Below are 22250 nucleotides of genomic sequence, written 5' to 3'. Positions count from 1 at the left end.
ACACACCTTATTCGTAACTTAGGTGAACCAAGACCGAATCATGAAACTATTAAAACGCTTACTCATCGGCATTGCGTGCGTCGGGCTACTTTTCGTTTTTGTAATAGGGCCCTATATGCGTAGACAGACCAAAAAGCATAGCCCAGAAAAAACGGCAACGTACACCCAGAACGGCATAGACCTACTGGTACGTTACTCCAGCCCTGCCAAAAAAGACAGAATCATTTTTGGCGAACTTGTCCCCTATGACGAAATTTGGCGTACAGGAGCGAACGAACCCACAACTTTCACTACCTCTACCGATATACTTGTAGCGAATTACCCTTTGGCCAAAGGCACCTATTCCCTATGGACGAGACCTGGCCGCCAGAGTTGGTCGGTCATATTTAACAGTCATATTCCCGACTGGGGCGTAACGGTCTTAAGTGGAGGAAAGAAGACGACCAGAATACCTAAGCACGATGTCTTAGAGGTAGAAATACCCACAGAAGAAACAAACCTGCCAATAGAAAACCTAACGATAGATTTCGAGAGGCAGAATCAACTATTTCTCGGTATTTCATGGGATAGAACAAAAATTAAAATACCTATTTCAAAATAACTTGAAACCAATAAAAAATACAGATTCCACCCATATTTCCGATATACGGAAAAAAAGGAAAGTTGCCCTGGACCCGAAAACATTGGCCGATGCCTTACAGCAAGGCGACAAAACGGCCTTGGGCCGAGCCATTACCCTAGTCGAAAGCAACCATCAAAAACACTATGGGCAGGCCAATGCCATCATTAAACAATGCTTAAAGCATAAGAACAAGAGTATTCGCATTGGTATTACCGGTGTACCAGGTGTGGGAAAAAGTACTTTCATTGAGACCTTGGGACGGTCATTGACCTCTGCAGGGCATAAAATTGCCGTATTGACGGTCGATCCCACAAGCACGCAAAGTAGGGGCAGCATACTTGGGGACAAAACCCGTATGGAAACCTTGGCCAAAGATTCCAACGCCTTTATCCGTCCTTCGCCCTCTGGCCTCTCACTTGGTGGTGTAGCCCGAAAGACCAGGGAAAGCATCGTTCTTTGCGAAGCCGCAGGCTACCCTATTATTTTGGTGGAAACGGTAGGTGTAGGACAAAACGAAACTACCGTACACGGAATGGTAGATTTCTTCCTCTTGCTCAAATTGGCCGGTGCCGGAGACGAGCTACAGGGAATTAAACGAGGAATCGTTGAAATGGCGGATGCCATAGTCATTAACAAGGCCGATGGCGACAACCGCCAAAAAGCAGAGGCGGCCAAAGCAGAATTCAAAAACGCCCTTCAGTTGTACCCACCGAAGGAAAATGGCTGGATACCAAAGGTATTGAGTTGCTCGGCATTGAAAAACGAGGGAATCACCGAAATTTGGACAATGATAGAGCAGTATGTCAAAGACACCCGAAAGAGCGGGGCCTATGAAGAAAAACGCAAACAACAAAACGAGAAATGGCTGTATGAAGCCATTGAAGAACGGCTAAAATCAGATTTTTTTCACACTGGGGAGATAAACAAAAACTTAAAAAAATACACCGAAATGGTCACCGCAAAAGAAATCAGTCCGTTTCAAGCGGCCGAAGAATTGATAAGCATTTTTAAAACCAGCTCTTAAATAATTCACTTAATTTGCCACAAACTTCACCTGCCCCATGAATTTGGTAACAACATCACCGCTGTCTATTGTCATCCCTATATTTAACGAGGTCGACAATATTGCCTTACTTACGAAGAAAATACACGAGAGCCTAGAAGGTTATAACTACCAGATCATCTACGTAGACGATTTTTCATTCGACGGTACGCGAAAGGCTATTAAAAACATGAAAGATGACCGGGTCCACCTTATCAGCCTCAAAAGAAATTACGGCCAGAGCTTGGCCTTGGCGGCCGGTATCGACTACGCACAGGGCGACTATATCATTACTATGGATGGCGATCTGCAGAACGACCCGAGCGACATACCCAAAATGCTGAAATACATAACGGAAAAAGACTATGACGTGGTTACCGGTATACGTGAAGAAAGGAAAGATTCCTTCGTAAAAAAAATCCCCTCGAAAATAGCAAACTCACTCATTCGTCGTACCGCAAAACTTGATATCAAAGACAATGGTTGCGCCCTTAAAATTTTCACCAAGGAAATAGCAAAAGACCTGAACCTATATGGTGAAATGCACCGTTTCATTACCCTATTGGCCCATTTTGAAGGTGCCCGCATCAAACAGGTTCCGGTAAAACACCATGCACGGCACGCAGGAAGCTCAAAATACGGCCTAGAACGCGTTTTTAAGGTAGTAGCCGACATTATGTTACTATTGTTCATCAGAAAGTATTTTCAGCGCCCTATTCACTTCTTTGGTATTTTTGGATTTGTACTTATACTTATTGGTATTGCCATCAACATGTATCTCCTCATCGTAAAATTCGGATTCGGGGAAGATATAGGAACAAGGCCCTTGCTTACTTTTGGTATGATGTTCATACTGGCCGGCATTCAATTGTTTACCATAGGCATAGTAATGGAGCTCTTGATACGTACTTACTACGAATCACAAAAGAAACGTCCCTACAGGATAAAGAGCATTACCATAGCCGACCAAGTTCAGCCGTAATCAGCAAAAAATTATCACCGCAAGTGGATAAGATGCATTTTTTTTAGGTTGCGTTTTCGTGTCGACGGGTTTAGGAACCCCATCGTAAGCATTGATATATTGTAGTCGTTCTCGATAAATTGTTGGTCCCAATCAAGACCGGCATCCTGCACCCTTCGTAAATCCTTATCGTTTACGTATAGCCAAATATCCTTTTTCTCCTGTACGTTCTTTAAAGACGTATGCTTTACACGTTGACGGTTGTAAAAATCAAGGGCCCAAGTATTAAAGTCCGATATCCTATAAATTCGATCTACCGGAATATTCTCATCCGCCACCACTTCTGCCATACTAGACCCGGCTTGGTACAATAGCAAATTAGGGTAAAAATGAAGGTTCATCACCGAATTCAAGAGTAATGAACTATACACCGATAGGGTAATTACACGTAAAAAACGAGCTTCCCTTTTTAAACAGAAATATACAATAATGCCGCAAAGAACGATTAAAAGCCCCCATGCCAGTAGGCTTTGGAATTCAAAGACGTAAAAACAAATGAACAATACCGCCGTAAATACCACGCTCAAGACAAAGTATTGAGCTCCCAAGAAGATCGTCAAGATTTTCTTATTATCAACTTTAACCAGATCAATTATATAAGAAGCGGTCAAAACCGCAAAAAGCGGAATTACGATATTCAGGTAATGGGGCAGCTTAAACTGTGAAAAACTGGCCACCAAAAAGAATATGGCGATGGTGCCCAAGGTCATGAATTCATATTGGGGATGATAAGCGAACCTTAGTTTGAATAGCGCCTTGACCCGAGATCCGACGGCAACCACTGCAGGAATGGTCCATGGAATGAACACCCAAAGAAATGTGTGAAAAAAGAAAAAATAATCGCTAGAAGTCTTCCCCATGGCACCTCCGCTACGCTCTAGACTCTGTTCCAAAAAAATAAAACGAATGCCACTATGACCCGTTGTACCGCGAATGACTTTCTCCGGATGCATATCGAACTGATGGTAGTATGCATAGAGCATAGGGGCAATAGCCATTGCAAAAAAGCCCAGTCCTACAAGGACTTTATAACTAAGGACACGTTGCCATTTATGGGTATATGCCAAATGACATATCAAAGCCGAACCAATAACAAACAGGGCTATCTGCCCTTTTGAAGAAAAGGCAAGGCCAGCCGCAACGGCACCTATGCATATCGAGGCCAATGAACCTTTTTCTATATAGCTGGTAAACTGCCAAATGGCAAGAATGGTAAATGCCGTAAGTGCGGCATCGGTTCGTACATCTATAACAGACAGAACGATCGTTTGGGCGGTCATAAAAATCAAGGCAGCCAACCTTCCCGTATCACGGTTGTAGAGCAACGTACCAAGACCGAAACAACTATATGCCCCGAGCAAGGTTACCAATATAGCGGGAAGCCTATAGGCCCATTCATAAAAACCAAATAGCTTAAAAGAGAATGCCGATAACCAAAAATGCAAATGGGGTTTATCGAGATATTGGGAGCCCCCTTTTATCAGGTTAAGAAAATCGCTCTCTTGCACCATTCGCATAGCCATTACTGCAAATTGGGCCGAATCGGGTTCAAAAAGGGTGACAAACATTCCGGCAACGTAGACCAGAACAATCAAAACTAATAAAAACCTATATCTAAGGTCTGATATCATACGTATATTTCTCAATTGCAAATATATACAACTTTGAAAATAACCAACTAAAAAACAGCCCTATTACAGCCCCTGAAAGCACATCCAATGGAAAATGTACCCCAATATACACCCGGCTAAAAGCAACCAAAATCGCCCAAGGTATCAAGAAAACTCCTATGTAGGCGTATTTATGTTTCAGTAAAAAAGTAAAGAAAAAAGCTACCGCAAAACTATTTGCCGCATGGGCCGAAAAATACCCGAATTTACCTCCACACGAGCTTTTTACCAACCGCATAAGTCCATCTAAGCTAGGATCATGGCAAGGTCGTAGGCGCTGTACCCCATATTTGAAGAAATTCGTCAACTGATCCGTAACTAAGATCATAAGGGCTACGGTTATCAAAACTCCCAATGTTTTCTTGGCCCCTAGTTGTTTATAGGTAATAAACAATAGCACGGCATACAAGGGTATAGCACTTAACTTATGGGTAATGAACAGCCAAAAGGGATCCCAAGTAGGGCTTCCCAAATTGTTCAAAAAAAGAAAAAGCTCTTTATCTTGTTGTATAAGTTCTTGCCACATGTCATTTAGTCTTCATATCGAGAGACCTCCCGATCATAAAATTCGGTGGCCTGCTCGATCAGGTTTTTAGCTTCCGATTCAAGTTCTTTTTCATCTTCCGCCGAAAAATCCTCCAACCATTCCACCTCATCGTTCTCTAGATTGATAATAAAGCGTGGGTATTCGGTATGTACTACGAATATAGCAGTCGGATAATCGGTGTTGTCACCTAACAAAAATTTCGGGAATTCCATCTTATGAATTTACTATTAACTTTTTGGTCAAATAATTGAAGCGAAGATACAACATAACGGCCGATGCACTAAGCCCGGTAAGTAACCCTACCCATATTCCTATGCTTCCTAAATCGGTATGTAGGCCCAAGTAATAGCTAACGGGAAAACCAATGGCCCAATAGGCGATAAAGGTGATCAGTGTAGGGATCTTTACATCCTGTAATCCGCGGAGGGCACCTAGGACTACCACCTGTACCCCATCGGATATTTGAAAAAATGCCGCAACCAGCAATAATTCCGCTGCAAGAACGACTACTTCCGTATTATCGGCAATGTTCATTGCATCGTCTAAATCAAGGTACAAAGTGGGAAACCAATGTCTTCCGAGAAGAAATAGGCCTGCAAAAAGTATTTCCAACAGAAGGGTCAGCAAGAATATTGACCGTCCGATCCGGCGTAGCTCCAAAAAATTGCGTAGGCCTTTTTGGTTACCCACCCTTATCATGGCCGCTATACCAAGTCCCATTCCGAACATAAAGGTCATACTGCTCAGGTTAAGGGCGATTTGGTTGGCCGCCTGGGCGTTCTTCCCTAGTACACCACTTAGCCATATGGCCGCCGTAAAGATGGCTACCTCAAAAAACATTTGCAAGGCCGAAGGAAAGCCCAGGTTTACAATTTTTTTGATAACCTTTTTTTCTATTTTTCTAAAATTGAACCCGGTTACGTAATCGTGAAATTTCTTTTTACTCTTAAGAAGGTACCAGATATAGGCCACCATCATAAAGCGTGAGACCAAGGTACCGATAGCGGCACCTACAATACCCATTTTCGGAAAACCAAAAGACCCAAAAATCAAAAGGTAGTTTATAATTACGTTTACCACATTGGCCATAATGGTAGCGTACATGGGATATTTGGTCTGCGAGAGTCCTTCCGAAAATTGTTTGAAGGCTTGAAAAATAATGAGCGGCACCAGTGAAAAAGCTACCAAATCCAAATACGGAACGGCCAAGGCCACCACCTCTTCAGACTGCTTCATGGAGTACATCAAAGGTTTTGCCAACATTATCACCCCAAACAACATCAGGCTAAGGACCGTACACAAGACCAAGCCATGCTTTAGGGCTTTTTTGGCATTCTCCTTATTACCCGCACCATCGGCCTCGGCCACCAAAGGGGTTATGGCCGTGGAAAAACCGATACCCAAGGACATGGCTATGAACACAAAACTATTGCCCAATGAAACCGCCGCCAACTCTGCCGTACCCAATTGCCCTACCATAATGTTGTCGGCCAATTGTACGAAGGTATGCCCTAACATTCCCAAGATTACGGGTACGGAAAGCTTTATGTTATATCTAAATTCTTTAGTGTATTGCTGAAACAAAACTGTTGTCTTTAATCTGAATCAAGTACAAAACGAAGTATTTTTTCAACGGCGTCATTGTACTTGTTCACTGCGTTATTTTTATTGTGCCTGTTTGGCTTCCTCCCAAAAAACATCCATTTCAGCCAAGGTCATTTCCTTAAGCTCTTTCCCCAGTTCCTTGGCCTTTCCCTCCAAATACTGAAAACGGCCAATAAATTTTTTATTGGTACGCTCCAATGCGTTTTCCGGACTGATATTAAGAAAGCGGGCGTAATTGACCATGGCAAACATGACATCCCCAAATTCCGATTCCATTTTATCTTGGTCGTTTATTTTTACTTCCGCTTGTAATTCACCGAGTTCTTCCTGAACCTTTTCCCATACCTGTTCGGGTTTTTCCCAATCAAAACCAACCCCGGCCACCTTGTCTTGAATACGACTGGCCTTTACCAATGCGGGCAAACCTTTGGGAACACCTTCTAAAACGCTTGTTTTCCCCTTGCCTTCTTTGAGTTTGATGTTTTCCCAGTTTCGTTTTACATCTTCTTCACTGGTCACTTTTACATCTCCATAAATATGGGGGTGACGGTTGATCAACTTCTCACATATATTGTTGCAAACATCGGCGATATCGAAATCACCGGTCTCACTCCCTATTTTTGAATAAAAGACAATATGAAGCAACACATCGCCCAGCTCTTTCTTAACCTCTTCAAGGTCATTTTCGAGAATGGCATCACCAAGTTCATATGTCTCTTCAATGGTCAAGTGCCGCAAGGTTTGCATGGTCTGTTTTTTGTCCCACGGACACTGCTCACGAAGCTCGTCCATAATGGTCAGTAAACGGTCAAATGCCTGAAGTTTTTGCTCTCTCGTATTCATACCCGAAAATTTCGGTAAAAGTACAAAGACCCACCTTTTAACGTGTCGAAAATTTAGAGTATTTTAGGAGTCTTTACCAAGATTTATCCATACCCAGTTATGATCTACACCAATAGAAGAAATTTTGTAAAACGGTCGAGCCTCGGCATTACCGGAAGCCTTTTACTACCCTCCATCGGTTTTGCCATGCCTAGCGGTGAGAAATACGGGGTACAGCTCTACACCTTTCGCAACGAAATGGCCAAAGACCCTAAAGGCACCCTAGAACAAATTGCGGCCCTTGGCATAAAAAAAATAGAATCGGCGCGAAGCAAGGCGGGACTCTACTACGGCTTATCGCCAAATGAAATGAAGAATACCTGCGATAGTTTGGGCATGCAACTCTGCAGCGGCCACGTGGCTCTGGATAAGGATTTTGACGATACCATGCGGCAAGCCGTTGAATCGGGCCAAGAATATGTAATCTGCTCTTCCCTCCCGAGCAAAGGCCAAAACATCGGGAATTACAAAAAGGTAGCCGAGGCATTCAATAAGGCCGGAAAAGCCTGTAAAAAATTAGGCTTGAAATTTGGTTACCACAATCACGAATACGAATTCGAATCCGATAAAGGCGAGGTACTTTACGATGTTCTTATGGACAATACGGATCCCGACCTTGTTCATATGGAGCTAGACTTGGGCTGGGTCGTCGTTGCCGGAAAAGACCCCTTGTATTATTTTAAAAAATACCCCGGACGCTTTCCCCTATGGCATCTAAAAGACATGAACATGCACGAAAAGATAAGTACCGAATTCGGTAAGGGCGGCCTTGATATAGCCACATTGCTACAGCACAAATCAGACTCGGGCATAAAACATATTTTTATAGAACAAGAAGAATATGCCAGTACACCTATGGAAAGCATGAAGCACAACATGAAATTTCTAAAAGCACTTTAAACATGAAAAACATTAGAATACCCTCCCTTTTATCGGTCTTCGCCGTTTTGGCGCTCTCTTCCTGCAAGGCACAACTCAATACACCCAAAGGAATTATCGCCCAAGACGCCCAACTGAGCTTGGTCTCGGAGGAATATGAATTTACCGAAGGGCCTGCCGTTGACAAAAACGGCGATGTTTATTTTACCGATCAGCCCAATGACCGTATTGTCAAATGGGATGCCAGCACCAATACGGTTTCCGACTACATGAAGCCCTCAGGACGGTCTAACGGACTCTATTTTGACCATGAGGGCAACCTTTTGGCCGCTGCCGATGAAAAGAACGAATTATGGAGCATTGCCCCAGATAAGAAAGTCACCATGCTTATAGCGGATTACGAAGGAAAAAAGCTGAACGGCCCCAATGATCTTTGGGTCGATTTAGCAGGAGGAATTTATTTTACGGATCCCTTTTACAAAAGATCTTGGTGGGAACATACGGAGCCGGAACAAACTGCCCGAAGGGTGTATTACCTCCCAAAAGGAAGCACCGTTCCAAGGATAGTTGCCAACGGATTTGAACAACCCAACGGTATTATCGGTTCGCCGGATGGCAAAACACTTTACATAGCCGATATTGGCGCGAAGAAGACCTTTGTGTATACTATTGATGCCAACGGAAACCTTTCCAATAAAAAATTATTTACCGATATGGGCTCCGATGGTATGACCTTGGATAACCGCGGCAATGTTTACCTAACCGGTAAGGGCGTTACGGTATTCAATTCAAAAGGCGAACAAATAGAACATATCGATGTACCGGAAAGCTGGACGGCCAACGTAACCTTTGGGGGTGCTGAGCAAAAAACACTTTTCATTACCGCCATGGATTCGGTCTACACCTTAGAAATGACCGTTCAAGGCGTACGGTAAACCGTAAATTTTCAAAATCAAAAAAAGCCATTTCACGAATTTGTGAAATGGCTTTTTAAATTAAGAGTAAAAGTGTATTAGGAGTAAATCAGTTCCAACCGCCGCCCAAAGCACGGTATACATTAACCACGCTGCTCATTTGTTTTTGCTTGGTCTCTATTAGTTCAACCTTGGCTTCCAAGGCATCGCGTTGGGTCAAAAGAACCTCCATATAGTCTGCCCTAGCCGACTTAAATAGTCGATTCGAAATATCGATAGAGGCCGTAAGGGCTTCTACTTCCTTCGACCTTAAATCGTAACTTTTTTCCAAATTATCGATTTTGGCCAGCTGGTTAACGACCTCAACGTAGGCGTTCAAAATAGTCTGCTCATAATTATAGACTGCCTGCAGCTGTTTGGCACTCGCTCCATAGTATGCCGCTTTTATGGCATTCCTATTGATCAAGGGGGCCGTTACATCGCCCACTACCGAATAGAGTAGGGATTCGGGTGTTTCCAATAGGTACTTGGTATTGAATGACTGAAAGCCCACACCGGCGGAAATACCCAAAGAAGGATAGAAACGGGCCTTGGCGACTTTCACATCGAGTTTTGCCGCCATCAGATCCAGTTCCGCCTGTTTAATATCGGGCCTATTGGCCAATAATTGCGACGGAAGTCCCAAATGTACCGTTTCAGGCACCAAGTCTTCGAAGCCTTGATATTCCCTTTCAATAGGTTGCGAGTAACGCCCGAGCAAAAAGTTGATCCTGTTTTCGGTCTGTACGATTTGCTGTTGCAGTTCAAACTGTAAACTCTTGGTATGCAAGACTTCGGCCTCAAACTTCTTTACCGCCAGCTCGTTTACCTTGGCGGCCGCTTTTTGAAGCTTAACAATTTCCAAAGCGTTGCTTTGAATATCAATATTCTGCTTAACGATAGCCAATTGATTGTCTAAAGCCAACAATTCATAGTATGAATCGGCAATTTCGGCAATGAGATTGGTCACCATAAAATTACGTCCTTCGATAGAAGACAAATAACGGGTAACGGCTGCTTTTTTGGCATTTCTCAATTTATGCCAAACATCGATTTCCCAACTTGCCTCGGCCCCGATCAAGAAATCTCCCAGGGGTTCGGGAAATTCTTCGCCCGGACGTATATCGGTATTGGCATCATTGGCACCTTGACTGGTATAGCGCCCGACTTTCTCTAGGCCGGCACCGGCCCGTAGGCCTACAAAGGGAAGATACTCTCCTTTCTTTTCCCTTACTTCACTCTTGGCGATAGCAATTTCCTGTAAAACAATATTCAGTTCCTGGTTATTGGCTAGGGCCGTATCTATGAGATTACGCAAATGGGGATCCTTAAAATATTCGCGCCATGTAACCGTAGCCGTATTGGTCGAATCCTGCGAACCGTTATAACTTTCCGGCACCGCGGTATTCGCCGTTTTTTGCAATACGGCGGGGCTCTTACACGATGAAAACGTAAGGGATAGACATGCTATACCCAAACCCATATATATTATTCTTTTATACATTTCTCTAAATTTCGTTAGTGGTTTATTTATCCGCTATAGACTCTGCCAACAAGGGATGTTTGGGATCGTTATCAACGTAATCTTCCGACAATGGGTTTTCATCTTCGTATTTGATCAACTTGCGTTTCGCCGCGATTGTACCGAAGATGTAATAGAGTCCGGGTACGACAATCACACCGAAGACCGTACCAACGATCATACCTCCGGCAGCCGCCGAACCAATGGTACGGTTACCGATGGCCCCAGGACCGGTAGCTAAGACCAAGGGAATCAATCCTGCTATAAAAGCGAAGGAAGTCATCAAAATCGGCCTAAAACGCTCTTTGGCCCCGGCAATGGCCGCTTCAAGAACCGAAAGTCCCTGTTGGTGCTTCTGAACGGCAAACTCGACGATAAGGACTGCATTTTTACCTAGAAGTCCCACTAACATCACCAGCCCCACTTGGGCATAAATGTTATTCGACAGTCCCATTACCTTAAGCAATATAAACGAGCCGAAGACACCGGCGGGCAATGATAGAATAACGGCTAAGGGCAATAAGAAACTCTCATACTGTGCGGCAAGGATCATATAGACGAAGGCCAGTACGATCAAGAAAATGTACAATACCTCGTTTCCACGTCCCACCTCATCTTTTGAAAGTCCGGCCCAATCGATACCATAACCACGGGGCAATACCTCTTCCGCCACTTGTTGGATGGCCTCAATGGCCTCACCACTGCTGTAACCCGATGCAGGGGATCCGTTTATTGAAGAAGTCGTATACAGGTTATAGCGGGTAATTTCATTCAGCCCTTGTTTTTTCTCCATTTTCATAAAAGCCGAATACGGAACCATCTCGTCATGATCGTTCTTTACGTACATTTTCATAACATCGGCCGGCAACCTTCTAAACTCGGGCGACGATTGCACATACACCTTAAAGAAGCTACCGAAACGTACAAAGCCCTGTTCATAGGTACTACCGATCAATATGGAAAGGTTGTCCATGGCGTTGGCAATGGATACCCCTTTTTGCATGGCGAGCTTATTATCGATTTTCAACTCGTATTGCGGATAATTTGCAGCGAAGAAGGTAAATAGACCCGAAAGCTCTTTTCGCTTTCTCAGTGCGGCCATAAACTCATCGTTTACCTTTTCAAACGCCTTATAATCGCCCGAATTCGTCTTGTCCAACAAGCGCAAGGCAAAGCCACCTGCCGCTCCGTAACCGGGCACTGCCGGTGGTTGAAAGAATTCAATGGTAGCCCCGGGAATATCCTTTGCCTTCTCCTCAAGCTCTTCTATGATCTCAACGGAAGACATTTCTCGTTCCGACCAGTCTTCAAGGTTGATGAGACAGGTTCCCGCATTGGATCCACGTCCCTCTGTCAAGACCTCATAACCCGCCAAGGCCGATACCGACCTGATGCCGGGTATCTCTTCCGCTATCTTCTGCAATTTACGGGACACCTCGTTGGTCCGCTCAAGAGTAGAGCCCGGAGGGGTTTGTAAAATAGCGTAGATCATGCCTTGGTCTTCATTCGGGATAAAGCCTGTCGGCAAGGTCTTACTCGTAAAAAATATACCCGCGCAAAAGGCAATCAAAAGTCCAAAAGTTACCGTCCGCCGGTTAACGATCAACTTAAGAAAGTTGGTGTACTTGCCCGTCAGCTTTTCAAAACGATGATTAAACCCGTCTAAAAACCGGTTCATCAGGGTTTTCTTTCTGGGTTCCCCATGATTATTTTTCAATATCATCGCACAAAGTACCGGGGTAAGCGTCAAGGCTACGACCCCTGAAATAACAATGGATGTGGCCATGGTAATGGCGAACTGTCGATAAAACACACCCACAGGTCCGGTCATAAAAGACACCGGAATGAACACAGCGGTCATCACCAAGGTAATGGCGATAATAGCCCCACTTATTTCGTGCACCACCATCTTTGAAGCCTTAAAGGGAGAGAGATGGTCTTCTTCCATTTTTACGTGTACCGCCTCGACCACCACAATAGCGTTATCGACCACGATACCAATGGCAAGAACCAGGGCAAAGAGCGTGATAAGGTTAATCGTAAGTCCGAACAGCTGCATAAAGAAAAACGCCCCGACCAAGGAAACAGGAACCGCTATGGTAGGAATCAAGGTAGAACGCCAATCGCCCAAGAAAATAAAGACCACTAAGGCCACCAAGACAAAGGCTTCCCCAAGGGTGTGTACCACCTTGTCTATGGAGGCGTTCAAGAAACTGGAAACATCATAACTGATTTCGTAATCCATCCCCTTAGGGAAATTATCGCCTTTGATCTCTTCCAATTTAGCCTTAACCGCTTCAATTACATCGTTAGCATTACTTCCTGCAGTCTGTTTTAAGGTAATCGCTGCAGATGGGTGCCCGTCTAAGTTGGAATAGATATCGTAAAACTCACTTCCCAAATTAACATCGGCTATATCTTTCAAATACAGGATTTCACCATCAGGATTCGATTTTATGATAACATCCTGATATTGCTTCGGCTCGTTGTACCTCCCTTCATAGGTCAGCACATATTCCAGCGATTGTGAGCGTTTACCCGAACTACGGCCCAATCTACCGGGCGAACCTATAATGCTCTGCTCTTGCAAGGCTTCCATTACTTCTTCCGTAGAAACGTTATAGGCCCGCATTCGGTCGGGTTTTAACCAGACCCTCATGGCATATTGACGACTTCCCAATATTTTTGCCAGGCCTATACCTTTTATCCGCTTTAATTCCGGCAGTATATTTACGTTGGCATAGTTGTAAAGAAACTTTTCATCGGCATGTTCATCCTCGCTATACAGGTTTACGTACATCAACATATTGGGCTGAGCCTTTGAAATAACGATACCTTCACGCTGAACCAGTTCCGGTAAGCGACTAGTGACCTGCTCGATACGGTTTTTAACGCTTACTACGGCTTGGTTGGGATCTACGCCCAAGTCAAAAATAACCTGAATGGTAGCTTCGCCTGCACTAGTGGCATCGGATGTCATGTACTTCATACCGGGCGTTCCGTTAATGGATTTCTCCATTGGAATCAGCACCGAATTGACCAATACCTCGGCACTGGCCCCTGGATAGGCTATACTTACGTTTACCCTTGGTGGTGCAATGGATGGGAACTGTGATATGGGCAGTGTCTTGATGGCGAGCATGCCCAAGAACACGATGAACAGTGATATCACAATGGACAACACTGGTCTTTCTATAAATTTGTTAAACATATTCTTGCTATTTTTTTACGTTAGATTATTCAGAGTAAAGTTCTAGATGGGCGAGAACCTCATCGGGCTTTTCAAACTCGTAGGATATCTCATCGTTATCCCTAACCTTACGTAAACCTTCCAGCAAAATTTTATCGCCCTCCTTCAAGCCTTCGCTTACGGCGTAAAGGTCTTGCATATCGGCGCTAATGGTAATTTCTTTTGACACGACCTTATTGGTATCGTCCACTACAAAAACATATTTTTTATCGAGCACCTCAAAGGTGGCCTTTTGCGGAATGATCAATGCATCTTTCAATGGAACCGACATAAGCACATTACCCGTTTCACCATGTCTAAGCAATCCATCGGGGTTCGGAAAAGTGGCCCTAAAGGGAATGTTACCCGTTTCATTGTTGAAATCGGCTTCGATAGTCTCTACGATTCCCGGATGTTCAAATTGCCTGTGATTGGCCATCAGCAAGTTTACCGTAGCCTTGCTATCATCCTTTAAATTCGTTTTATAATCTAGGTATTCGGGTTCTGAAACATTAAAGTACACCCACATTTTTCCATTGTCGGATAAACTGGTAAGCAACTCCCCTTCTTCAACTAGACTACCCGGCCTGACAAGAAAGCGGTCGATTATACCATCAAAAGGAGCCCGTATTTCGGTAAAGCCCAAATGCACCTGTGCCAAAGCCAATTCCGCATTGGCCTTGTCGAGCTTGGCCTTATCCATAGCCAGTTCGTTTTGTGATACTATGTTACTATCTGCCAGCGATTTGGTATTTTCATATTCTATTCTTGCCACTTCGGCTTCCGCTTGTGCCTTTTGCTGCTCCGCCCGATATAGTTTGGGCATAATTTGAAAGAGTAACTGGCCTTTCTTTACGAACTGGCCTTCATCGACAAACACTTTTTGCAGATAGCCCCGTTCTTGCGACCTGAGTTCAATGTGTCTTATAGACTGTATTTGACAAACGTATTCGTTAATTATGGTGGTATCTTTCTTTAAGGGGCTGGTTACCAAAAATTTTGTTTCCGATTCTTGGTGTTTTTTTTCCGATTTACAACTTGAGTGAAGCAATAGCACAGCCAAGCCCATGAGCATGAAAATTCTTCTCATAACTTAATATTTTAGTTTTGATAATGGTTTATGATGATGTGTTACAACATCGAAAATGATTGTTTTTCAAGTGCATTGTTCCGCATCGCACTGAAAAAAGAAGACAGCATTCGGCTTATAGTCACGACCGAACCCGATTTGAGATATCACAGTCGAAAAACGCTGAATATGAGGTGAAGGGACTTATACGTAGATAAGTAGGTAAAGTGTTCGTAAAACGAAAATTGCTTCTTTACCCGGTCAAAAAGGTAAGTAGTTCGATAGAAAATCGAGAAAGAACACAAAAAGGAAACCTTACTCGATTGATTTTTTAAAACGGTAGGTTCGCTCTCTTCTTCCTCACTATCGATACATTCCACCTTATGGCTGCGATGTTTTTCGGTGGAAGAAGAGCTCAAAATTGCTTGTTGCAACAATCCATCGACACTTATATCGACCGTGTCAGCATCGTTGGAATAATTCCCATAAATGAAAAAACCACCTTCAACAAGTGAATTTGCAACGCTTTGATTGCAAACACCTATCAGAAGTACAAAAAGAGATAAAAGATATTTAAGCACCTTTTTTTTCATCTGGAAGCAAAACTAGTACACGACCCTAATGTGGACAACATGTCTATCTTAAATGTTTGTTAACACAGACTTTTAATTCGTTATAAGCAGTTAAAGCCCCTTTTACCGACGAACTAAAAATAAAAGTTCCACTTTTTTTAAATATCTTTCGGTCAGACCATTTCACTTGTTGGTCTTTATTCTTTAAACCAGCCCACTATGAAAAATATATTCGACCCCACAGATGTTCAAGAACTTGTTTCGCGCATCAACAACCTCAACCCCCAAAGCCAGAACGAATGGGGCAAAATGAATGTGGCTCAAATGATGGCCCACTGCAATGTGGCCTACGATATGACCTATACCGACAAGTACCCGAAGCCTAAAGGCTTCAAAAAATTTATGATCAAACTTTTTGCAAAAAATATGGTGGTAGGCCCCAAGCCTTACAAGCGAAACCTCCGCACCGCACCTGAATTTTTGATTGTCGATGAACGCGACTTTGAAATGGAAAAACAAAAACTAATCGCCTATTTGGAAAAAACACAACAACTGGGTGCCCCTCATTTTCAAAACAAAGAATCGCATGCTTTCGGGCCACTCACTTCCCAAGAATGGAACACTCTTTTTTATAAGCATTTAAACCACCACCTTCAGCAATTCAATGTTTGATTTTCCTTTTAGGGAAAAAATCTCAATATCAATCCATTAGTTACTTAAGGCTTATTTAATATTGACACCCCACGCCCTCAACAAGCGTAAAATTTTGTTTTTTTAGTATCTTTTCACCAACTAAACAACTCCACTATGATCGTTTACCTCTATGAATTTATCGGCACCGCCCTGCTTATTCTCATTGGCAATGGCGTGGTCGCCAACCTAGTTTTAAAAGGAACCAAAGGCCCCGACACGGGTTGGACAGGTATTTCCTTAGCCTGGGGTATTGCCGTCTTTATTGGGGTATATGTCAGTGCCGATGTAAGCCATGCCCATATAAATCCCGCCGTAACCCTGGCTTTGGCCGTAGCGGGGAAATTTAGTTGGCAATTGGTTCCCGGTTATATGTTGGCACAAATTTTAGGGGCCATGATGGGGAACTTTATGGTTTGGCTCAGTTACAAAAAGCACTACGATGCAACCGAAGACCAAGGTGCCATACTGGCCACCTTTTGTACCGCTCCGGCCATTAGGAGTCCTTTTTGGAATTTTGTTACCGAGGCCATAGGCACGTTTGTCTTGGTATTCGGTGTATTTTTTATCGCTGGTGGCACATTTGGTGACGAACCGATTTCACTCGGTTCCTTAGATGCTTTACCCGTAGCCCTCTTAGTAATGGGCATAGGATTTGGTCTTGGGGGACCGACAGGTTATGCCATTAACCCCGCGCGTGATTTTGGTCCGCGACTTTTGCACGCCATCTTGCCCTTAAAAGGAAAAGGAAGCAGTGATTGGGGTTACGCATGGATCCCAATTGTAGCTCCATTATGCGGTGCCGTTGTAGCCGCCTTGACCTATTTGGCCATTGCCGTTTAAACCGTAATCCATTACCCCTATTGTTAAGTGCCATAAATAACAACAGCACATGAAAAAACTTAGTCTCGTATTTTCTTTCTTGATCATTGTTCAGATCAGCTTTGCCCAAGAATTTATAGAATTGCCCTATGAAGAGAGTACGACCGTGAAATGGGAGCATCAAGAAAAACAATACTTTTCGGAGATATGGAAAACAGAGGTGGTCACCAATGTATCGGTTCCCACCCTTCAAGTTTTTCAACCTAAAAAACCTAACGGAACTTCTGTTATAATTGCTCCTGGCGGCGCCCTGTACGCCCACAGTATCAATAGCGAAGGTAGAGACGTTGCCAAGTGGCTTGCCGATAAAGGCATAACCGCATTCGTTTTAAAATACCGCCTTGTGCCCACGGGCCAAGATGCCGTTCAAGAATATAGCACCGAAGGCAAAACCGATCCATCCCGTATAACCGAAAGAATAGCGGCCGTTTTCCCCTTGTCTATTGCCGATGGACTTTCAGCCGTTTCATATGTTAGGGAGAATGCAAAAAAATATCAATTAGATCCAAACAAAATAGGCTTTATGGGTTTTTCGGCTGGAGGCGCCGTGACCATGGGCGTAGCTTATAACTACAAAGACAAAGACAGACCCGATTTTATCGTTCCTGTATATGCATGGACAAGTGCCTACCCTGTTCAGGAAGCCCCGGAAAATGCCCCAGATATGCTTGTTATCTGTGCCAGTGACGATTCATTGGGCCTTGCACCCGGCAGCATTGAAATATATAATTCTTGGATCAAAGCCGGTCAACGGCCGGAACTACATATGTACGCCAAAGGCGGCCACGGCTTTGGCCTAAAAAAGCAAGGCTTACCGGCCGATCATTGGATACAACGATTTTATGAATGGTCCGTTGCCCAAGGAATTACCTCAACTTCTAATTAAATTCAAATGAAAACATCCCTTATCATATTCCTTTTAGCGAGCTTTTCCCTACATGCCCAAAGTGCCTTTAATAAAGAGGTAAAGGCCATTGTACAAAAATACGACAGCCTTTATGATGCCTCACAAGAGAGTATTGTGTTTACCGGAAGTTCCAGTATACGTGTCTGGAAAGACCTTCAAGAGCGCTTTCCCGAGCATCAGATCATCAATTCAGGATTCGGTGGCTCGCAGGCTATAGATTTACTTCAATTTACCGACGAGCTTATTCTACGCTACCATCCCAAAAAAGTTTTTATATACGAAGGGGACAATGACATCCAAAACAAAAAAAAGCCAAAAGATATTATTCGCACCATAACAGCGATCAAAGACAGTATCTTTAAGGAAAACCCACAGACCGAGATTGTTTTTATCTCCGCAAAACCGAGTTTGGCCCGATGGAAACTAAGAAGGAAATATAAAAGGCTGAACCGAAAGATGGAAAAAATGACATATACCGACGGCCGTTTGCTATATGTCGATGTCTGGAACCCTATGCTCGATGGCCGAAAGGTGAAGCAGGATATTTTTGTGGAAGACGGCTTGCATATGAACCCTAAAGGATATGAAATATGGTATTCCGTGTTAAAAGATTACCTCAACTAGACACGTAATACCCCAAACCCATAAAAACTACTTCGATGAAATCTAACTTGATCAAAGCATTGTTTATCAGCTGTATTTTCGTGGCACTATGTTCGTGCGAACCAGAAAAAAAGAAACGCGTCTTGAACCTACCGCAGACCGATTTGGCCATGGAACCTATGATCCCTATGCCGATGAAGGTCATTCCTACGAATTCAGGCTTTGCCTTAGATAAGTTTACCGCCATATACACCTCGGAAAACGCCGATGGTTTTCCCGAAGTAGGTCGATTTCTTTCCGAAAAAATACACGCCAAGACTTCCTTGGATATCCCCGTAAATACGGAAGATACTCCAGAACGTGAAGGCGTTATCTACATCAACCAGTCCGACAGTTTAGAATTGAACGCCCCCGAGGCCTACCAACTGTACATCACCAAAGACTCCATAATTCTAAATGCGAATACCTCAACAGGTGCTTTTAGAGGGGTACAGACCATTCGTCAAATCATACCGGAAATACCGAACGATACCGTAGCTCCGTACCAAGTATGGAACATTCCCACTGGGAAAATTACCGACAACCCCGTTTTTGAGTACAGAGGAAGTATGCTCGACGTAGCCCGTCATTTTTTTAGTGTAGAAGATGTAAAAAAATATATAGACCTTCTCGCCTACTACAAATACAACGTCTTGCATTTACACCTATCCGATGACCAAGGTTGGCGTATTGAAATCAAATCATGGCCCAAACTCACGGAAGTAGGAGGAAGCACCGAAGTAGGAGGAAAATCAGGAGGATTCTATACGCAAGAGGAATATAGCGATATTGTCAACTACGCAGCCCAACGGCATATGACCATCGTACCTGAAATAGACATGCCAGGACATACGAATGCAGCCTCCGTTTCATACCCCTTCTTAAACGGAAATGGGAAAGAAGTAAAACTATACACGGGTATGCGAGTTGGTTTCAGCACCTTCGACACAAGAAAAGATACTACCTATGCCTTTATTGACGATGTAGTACGCGAGATTTCCGCCATAAGCCCTGGCCCCTATTTTCATATCGGTGGAGACGAAAGCCATGTTACCAAGAAAAAAGACTATGTGTACTTTGTTGAAAAAGTAGAAAAAATTGTGCAGAAATACGGCAAGCGGATGATCGGATGGGATGAGGTTGCTACCGCAAATATAGACTCCACCTCAATTTCCCAGTTTTGGTCAAGCAAAGAAAATGCCGACCTAGCCGTAGAAAAAGGAATGAAAATTATTATGTCTCCGGCAAAAAAGGCCTATCTCGACATGCAATACGACAGCCTATCTAAACACGGACTGCACTGGGCCGCCTATATCCCCACGGATACGGCCTATGAATGGTCTCCCGAAACCTATGAAGGGGTACCCCTGGAAAACATTTTAGGCATTGAAGCCCCCTTATGGTCAGAAACCATTAGTAACATTGACGAACTAGAGTACTTGGCATTTCCGCGGGCCATAGGTTATGCCGAATTGAGTTGGTCAACGCCCGAAAACCGCGATTGGGAGAAGTATAAAGTCCGTTTAGCCCAGCAAGCCCCTTTCTTGGACCGAATGAACGTAAAATACTATCCCTCTCCATTAATCGATTGGAAAAAAAGCCAATATACCTATAAGGAAATCAAAAAAGATTGACCCAATTTAAATAGAACCAGCTTACCCAATTGAAAGCAAAAAAATTGAAAATGGAAATGAAGTTAACATTCAAGTTTCTTTTTTTCCAAATTCAAAAGTAGGCGTTGTAAAACATCAAAATTCACGGGCTTCTCCAAATACTCATAGATATCCTTAAAAGTGGTCGCCTTAAACCTATCTTCCGGTCTTCCCGATGAAGTGGTTATGATGATGGGAATATTTGGACACAAACCCAGTCTTTTTTTAGCAGCAAGAAATTCCCAACCATCTAAAATTGGCATATTTATATCCAATAAAATTAGATCCGGACAATCGTTGCCCTTTAAATAGTCTATGCCCATTTGGCCATTGGTTACAATGGCTATATGGTACAGCCCTATTTCGTTCAACTTGGTTTCGGTAATAAAGTTGGTAACATCGTCATCTTCGATAATCAATATTTGAATCATTTTCATGGATTTTACTTGTTGCTAAAATTGGATCTTAAATTCAGTTCCCTTGTTCACTTGACTTTCGACCTCGATTCCCCCCCCGCTTTGGGTAACTATCGAATGAATAATGTAAAGGCCTATTCCCAAGCCTTCAACGTGTGTGTGCATTCTTTTGAAGAGTCCGAAAATTTTATCCGATAAAGCAGGATCAAAGCCCAAGCCATTATCCTTGAAACTCAAGTGTATCTTACCATGAACTTCCTTCGCCGATATTTTAATGATAGGCTTTCGCTTAGGATGTCGATACTTCAGGGCATTGGACATAAGGTTCTGAACAATACTCTCTATGTGGATAGGACTATATTTAAGAGATGGACAGCCCGAGAAGTCTTCCTTGATAATAGCCCTGCTTTTGATGATATCTTCTGAAAGGCCGGCCTTAACCTTGGCCACCACCTCGGAAAAAACCACTTTTTCGTGATTCCCGTTAAAATTGGACTTCACCGCAATAACTTCATTCAAAGCCCTAATTTTATCACACATAATTTTCGTCACCGACTGCATTCTGACAACTATGGGAGACAGTTCATCAGAAATAGGCCCTGCCTTTAAAAACATTTCAAAAAGGCTTTTTAAATTGGTAAGTGGAGCCCTCAGGTCATGCGCGGCCACATAGGAAAACTCTTCTAACTCTCGGTTCTTCCTTTTTAAGTTCACATTCACATCCTTTAAAGAACGCTGTGCTATTTTTAGTTGATCTATGGTGTTACTCAAGTTGGTTATATCACGAGTAGAAATCCCCAAATAATCTCCAATCTTGAAGGCTTTGACCATCCACTTATACTCAACATTGTCCCTTACGAAGGACAGTTCATCATATCCCGCCGGAACTCCCGTCTTAAGTACTTCTTTGTATGCATCATAACGCTCCGTACCTTTTAGATATGGAAATATGTCCAATAAATTTCTTCCTATAAAATTTTCTTTAGCAATTCCCACTGTAACTATGGATGCTTGATTAGCGTCCACAAAATTCATTTGGTCATCAAGGATAACAAAAGGAGAATACGCATTTTCAAAAAAGGCACTCTTTAAATCATTATTAATTGTAGTAGTAGGTTTCATCATATTTTTCTTGTTTGGGACAAATCATCAGTGACTTACACCACTAATTTATAGCCCTTTAGAACAAATAGTCGTTAGAAGAAGGTATAAAGCAAAAAGCTAAGGGTGAGTAACGATTAGTTGTAGACGAAAAACATTCAACAATGTCAAAACACAACACAAAACCCTAATAAACAGCTATTTAAACCACACAAGATTGTTATAAAAAAAGACAGCTATAACTCCCCCCTTCATTCTTGCCTTTTTAAATGTCGCATTGAAAAATATCAGGTATGGATACGTATGTGATCAAAAACCATTGATCATACAGGCATCTGGAATATTTG

The 22250-nt window shown here is 43.1% G+C and carries 21 protein-coding genes; 10 read left to right on the top strand and 11 right to left on the bottom strand.

Going from position 1 to position 22250, the window contains the following annotated elements; all coding sequences use genetic code 11:
- Window positions 1-40 precede the first annotated feature (40 nt).
- Genes B4Q04_RS12055 through B4Q04_RS12045 form a run of 3 tightly spaced genes read left to right on the top strand, consistent with a single transcriptional unit; the run spans window position 41 to window position 2646 of the window.
- Complete coding sequence (locus tag B4Q04_RS12055; protein WP_046287499.1) at window positions 41-601, top strand: DUF2911 domain-containing protein; 561 nt, start codon at window positions 41-43, stop codon at window positions 599-601.
- A gap of 1 nt (window position 602) precedes the next feature.
- Window positions 603-1646: a methylmalonyl Co-A mutase-associated GTPase MeaB gene (gene meaB, locus B4Q04_RS12050; RefSeq protein WP_088696955.1), complete on the top strand. Its 1044-nt coding sequence runs from the start codon at window positions 603-605 to the stop codon at window positions 1644-1646.
- A 37-nt stretch (window positions 1647-1683) separates the two neighbouring features.
- Complete coding sequence (locus B4Q04_RS12045) at window positions 1684-2646, top strand: glycosyltransferase family 2 protein (protein ID WP_088696954.1); 963 nt, start codon at window positions 1684-1686, stop codon at window positions 2644-2646.
- A 14-nt stretch (window positions 2647-2660) separates the two neighbouring features.
- Here B4Q04_RS12045 and B4Q04_RS12040 read toward each other — a convergent pair whose 3' ends face one another.
- The 5 genes from B4Q04_RS12040 to mazG all read right to left on the bottom strand — a co-directional run bounded on the left by B4Q04_RS12040 (window position 2661) and on the right by mazG (window position 7350).
- Complete coding sequence (locus tag B4Q04_RS12040) at window positions 2661-4316, bottom strand: ArnT family glycosyltransferase (RefSeq protein WP_088696953.1); 1656 nt, start codon at window positions 4314-4316, stop codon at window positions 2661-2663.
- Window positions 4300-4881 carry a phosphatase PAP2 family protein gene (locus tag B4Q04_RS12035; RefSeq protein WP_013994266.1) on the bottom strand — a complete coding sequence of 194 codons (582 nt, stop codon included), beginning with the start codon at window positions 4879-4881 and terminating at the stop codon, window positions 4300-4302. The genes B4Q04_RS12040 and B4Q04_RS12035 overlap by 17 nt, the downstream gene beginning before the upstream one ends.
- A gap of 5 nt (window positions 4882-4886) precedes the next feature.
- The gene (locus B4Q04_RS12030; RefSeq protein WP_013994265.1) at window positions 4887-5114 is read right to left on the bottom strand and encodes a hypothetical protein; all 228 of its coding nucleotides are present in this window, start codon (window positions 5112-5114) and stop codon (window positions 4887-4889) included.
- A 1-nt stretch (window position 5115) separates the two neighbouring features.
- Window positions 5116-6486, bottom strand: coding sequence for an MATE family efflux transporter (locus B4Q04_RS12025; protein WP_013994264.1), 1371 nt, complete (start codon window positions 6484-6486; stop codon window positions 5116-5118).
- Window positions 6487-6567: 81 nt separating this feature from the next.
- The gene (gene mazG / locus B4Q04_RS12020; RefSeq protein ID WP_013994263.1) at window positions 6568-7350 is read right to left on the bottom strand and encodes a nucleoside triphosphate pyrophosphohydrolase; all 783 of its coding nucleotides are present in this window, start codon (window positions 7348-7350) and stop codon (window positions 6568-6570) included.
- A gap of 99 nt (window positions 7351-7449) precedes the next feature.
- On the opposite strand from mazG, the gene B4Q04_RS12015 reads away from it, so the two are divergent.
- Window positions 7450-8289, top strand: a complete 840-nt coding sequence (locus tag B4Q04_RS12015) for a sugar phosphate isomerase/epimerase family protein (RefSeq protein WP_013994262.1) — start codon at window positions 7450-7452, stop codon at window positions 8287-8289.
- Window positions 8290-8291: 2 nt separating this feature from the next.
- Window positions 8292-9203 (top strand): SMP-30/gluconolactonase/LRE family protein, encoded by a 912-nt coding sequence (locus tag B4Q04_RS12010; protein WP_088696952.1) that lies wholly within the window; start codon window positions 8292-8294, stop codon window positions 9201-9203.
- A gap of 88 nt (window positions 9204-9291) precedes the next feature.
- Here the strand turns inward: B4Q04_RS12010 and B4Q04_RS12005 are convergent, their stop codons facing one another.
- The 4 genes from B4Q04_RS12005 to B4Q04_RS11990 all read right to left on the bottom strand — a co-directional run bounded on the left by B4Q04_RS12005 (window position 9292) and on the right by B4Q04_RS11990 (window position 15634).
- Window positions 9292-10725, bottom strand: coding sequence for a TolC family protein (locus B4Q04_RS12005; RefSeq protein WP_088696951.1), 1434 nt, complete (start codon window positions 10723-10725; stop codon window positions 9292-9294).
- A 22-nt stretch (window positions 10726-10747) separates the two neighbouring features.
- The gene (locus B4Q04_RS12000) at window positions 10748-13954 is read right to left on the bottom strand and encodes an efflux RND transporter permease subunit (RefSeq protein WP_088696950.1); all 3207 of its coding nucleotides are present in this window, start codon (window positions 13952-13954) and stop codon (window positions 10748-10750) included.
- A gap of 25 nt (window positions 13955-13979) precedes the next feature.
- Entirely contained in the window at window positions 13980-15062 is a 1083-nt protein-coding gene (locus B4Q04_RS11995) for an efflux RND transporter periplasmic adaptor subunit (RefSeq protein ID WP_088696949.1), read from the bottom strand.
- Between the two features lie 146 nt (window positions 15063-15208).
- The gene (locus B4Q04_RS11990; protein ID WP_013994257.1) at window positions 15209-15634 is read right to left on the bottom strand and encodes a hypothetical protein; all 426 of its coding nucleotides are present in this window, start codon (window positions 15632-15634) and stop codon (window positions 15209-15211) included.
- A gap of 198 nt (window positions 15635-15832) precedes the next feature.
- Here B4Q04_RS11990 and B4Q04_RS11985 point away from each other — a divergent pair, with 198 nt between their 5' ends.
- From B4Q04_RS11985 to B4Q04_RS11965, 5 genes are all read left to right on the top strand, one after another.
- Window positions 15833-16285 (top strand): DUF1569 domain-containing protein, encoded by a 453-nt coding sequence (locus B4Q04_RS11985; protein ID WP_088696948.1) that lies wholly within the window; start codon window positions 15833-15835, stop codon window positions 16283-16285.
- Window positions 16286-16420: 135 nt separating this feature from the next.
- A complete protein-coding gene (locus B4Q04_RS11980) occupies window positions 16421-17146 on the top strand; it encodes an MIP/aquaporin family protein (RefSeq protein ID WP_013994255.1) in 726 nt (241 codons plus the stop codon).
- Between the two features lie 49 nt (window positions 17147-17195).
- Window positions 17196-18071 carry an alpha/beta hydrolase gene (locus tag B4Q04_RS11975; RefSeq protein ID WP_088696947.1) on the top strand — a complete coding sequence of 292 codons (876 nt, stop codon included), beginning with the start codon at window positions 17196-17198 and terminating at the stop codon, window positions 18069-18071.
- A gap of 6 nt (window positions 18072-18077) precedes the next feature.
- Complete coding sequence (locus B4Q04_RS11970; protein ID WP_088696946.1) at window positions 18078-18716, top strand: GDSL-type esterase/lipase family protein; 639 nt, start codon at window positions 18078-18080, stop codon at window positions 18714-18716.
- Between the two features lie 35 nt (window positions 18717-18751).
- Window positions 18752-20368, top strand: a complete 1617-nt coding sequence (locus B4Q04_RS11965; RefSeq protein ID WP_088696945.1) for a beta-N-acetylhexosaminidase — start codon at window positions 18752-18754, stop codon at window positions 20366-20368.
- Between the two features lie 62 nt (window positions 20369-20430).
- Here the strand turns inward: B4Q04_RS11965 and B4Q04_RS11960 are convergent, their stop codons facing one another.
- Window positions 20431-20817 (bottom strand): response regulator, encoded by a 387-nt coding sequence (locus tag B4Q04_RS11960; RefSeq protein ID WP_236631012.1) that lies wholly within the window; start codon window positions 20815-20817, stop codon window positions 20431-20433.
- 21 nt (window positions 20818-20838) lie between these two features.
- The gene (locus tag B4Q04_RS11955; protein ID WP_088696943.1) at window positions 20839-21927 is read right to left on the bottom strand and encodes a sensor histidine kinase; all 1089 of its coding nucleotides are present in this window, start codon (window positions 21925-21927) and stop codon (window positions 20839-20841) included.
- Window positions 21928-22250 lie beyond the last annotated feature (323 nt).

It is taken from the genome of Zobellia sp. OII3 (assembly GCF_002211465.1).
Classification (GTDB): Bacteria; Bacteroidota; Bacteroidia; order Flavobacteriales; family Flavobacteriaceae; genus Zobellia; species Zobellia galactanivorans.
This window is presented reverse-complemented; position numbering and strand designations above follow the sequence as displayed.

What these genes read in the sequence shown, in the direction of transcription:
- B4Q04_RS12055 (WP_046287499.1), top strand. Translation starts at nt 41, where the DNA reads ATGAAACTATTAAAACGCTTACTCATCGGCATTGCGTGCGTCGGGCTA.
- B4Q04_RS12000 (WP_088696950.1), bottom strand. Translation starts at nt 13,954, where the DNA reads ATGTTTAACAAATTTATAGAAAGACCAGTGTTGTCCATTGTGATATCA.
- B4Q04_RS11975 (WP_088696947.1), top strand. Translation starts at nt 17,196, where the DNA reads ATGAAAAAACTTAGTCTCGTATTTTCTTTCTTGATCATTGTTCAGATC.
- B4Q04_RS11970 (WP_088696946.1), top strand. Translation starts at nt 18,078, where the DNA reads ATGAAAACATCCCTTATCATATTCCTTTTAGCGAGCTTTTCCCTACAT.
- B4Q04_RS12035 (WP_013994266.1), bottom strand. Translation starts at nt 4,881, where the DNA reads ATGTGGCAAGAACTTATACAACAAGATAAAGAGCTTTTTCTTTTTTTG.
- B4Q04_RS12010 (WP_088696952.1), top strand. Translation starts at nt 8,292, where the DNA reads ATGAAAAACATTAGAATACCCTCCCTTTTATCGGTCTTCGCCGTTTTG.
- B4Q04_RS11960 (WP_236631012.1), bottom strand. Translation starts at nt 20,817, where the DNA reads ATGATTCAAATATTGATTATCGAAGATGACGATGTTACCAACTTTATT.
- B4Q04_RS12045 (WP_088696954.1), top strand. Translation starts at nt 1,684, where the DNA reads ATGAATTTGGTAACAACATCACCGCTGTCTATTGTCATCCCTATATTT.
- B4Q04_RS11980 (WP_013994255.1), top strand. Translation starts at nt 16,421, where the DNA reads ATGATCGTTTACCTCTATGAATTTATCGGCACCGCCCTGCTTATTCTC.
- B4Q04_RS12040 (WP_088696953.1), bottom strand. Translation starts at nt 4,316, where the DNA reads ATGATATCAGACCTTAGATATAGGTTTTTATTAGTTTTGATTGTTCTG.
- B4Q04_RS11995 (WP_088696949.1), bottom strand. Translation starts at nt 15,062, where the DNA reads ATGAGAAGAATTTTCATGCTCATGGGCTTGGCTGTGCTATTGCTTCAC.
- mazG (WP_013994263.1), bottom strand. Translation starts at nt 7,350, where the DNA reads ATGAATACGAGAGAGCAAAAACTTCAGGCATTTGACCGTTTACTGACC.
- B4Q04_RS12030 (WP_013994265.1), bottom strand. Translation starts at nt 5,114, where the DNA reads ATGGAATTCCCGAAATTTTTGTTAGGTGACAACACCGATTATCCGACT.
- B4Q04_RS12005 (WP_088696951.1), bottom strand. Translation starts at nt 10,725, where the DNA reads ATGTATAAAAGAATAATATATATGGGTTTGGGTATAGCATGTCTATCC.
- B4Q04_RS12015 (WP_013994262.1), top strand. Translation starts at nt 7,450, where the DNA reads ATGATCTACACCAATAGAAGAAATTTTGTAAAACGGTCGAGCCTCGGC.
- B4Q04_RS11990 (WP_013994257.1), bottom strand. Translation starts at nt 15,634, where the DNA reads ATGAAAAAAAAGGTGCTTAAATATCTTTTATCTCTTTTTGTACTTCTG.
- B4Q04_RS11985 (WP_088696948.1), top strand. Translation starts at nt 15,833, where the DNA reads ATGAAAAATATATTCGACCCCACAGATGTTCAAGAACTTGTTTCGCGC.
- B4Q04_RS11955 (WP_088696943.1), bottom strand. Translation starts at nt 21,927, where the DNA reads ATGATGAAACCTACTACTACAATTAATAATGATTTAAAGAGTGCCTTT.
- B4Q04_RS11965 (WP_088696945.1), top strand. Translation starts at nt 18,752, where the DNA reads ATGAAATCTAACTTGATCAAAGCATTGTTTATCAGCTGTATTTTCGTG.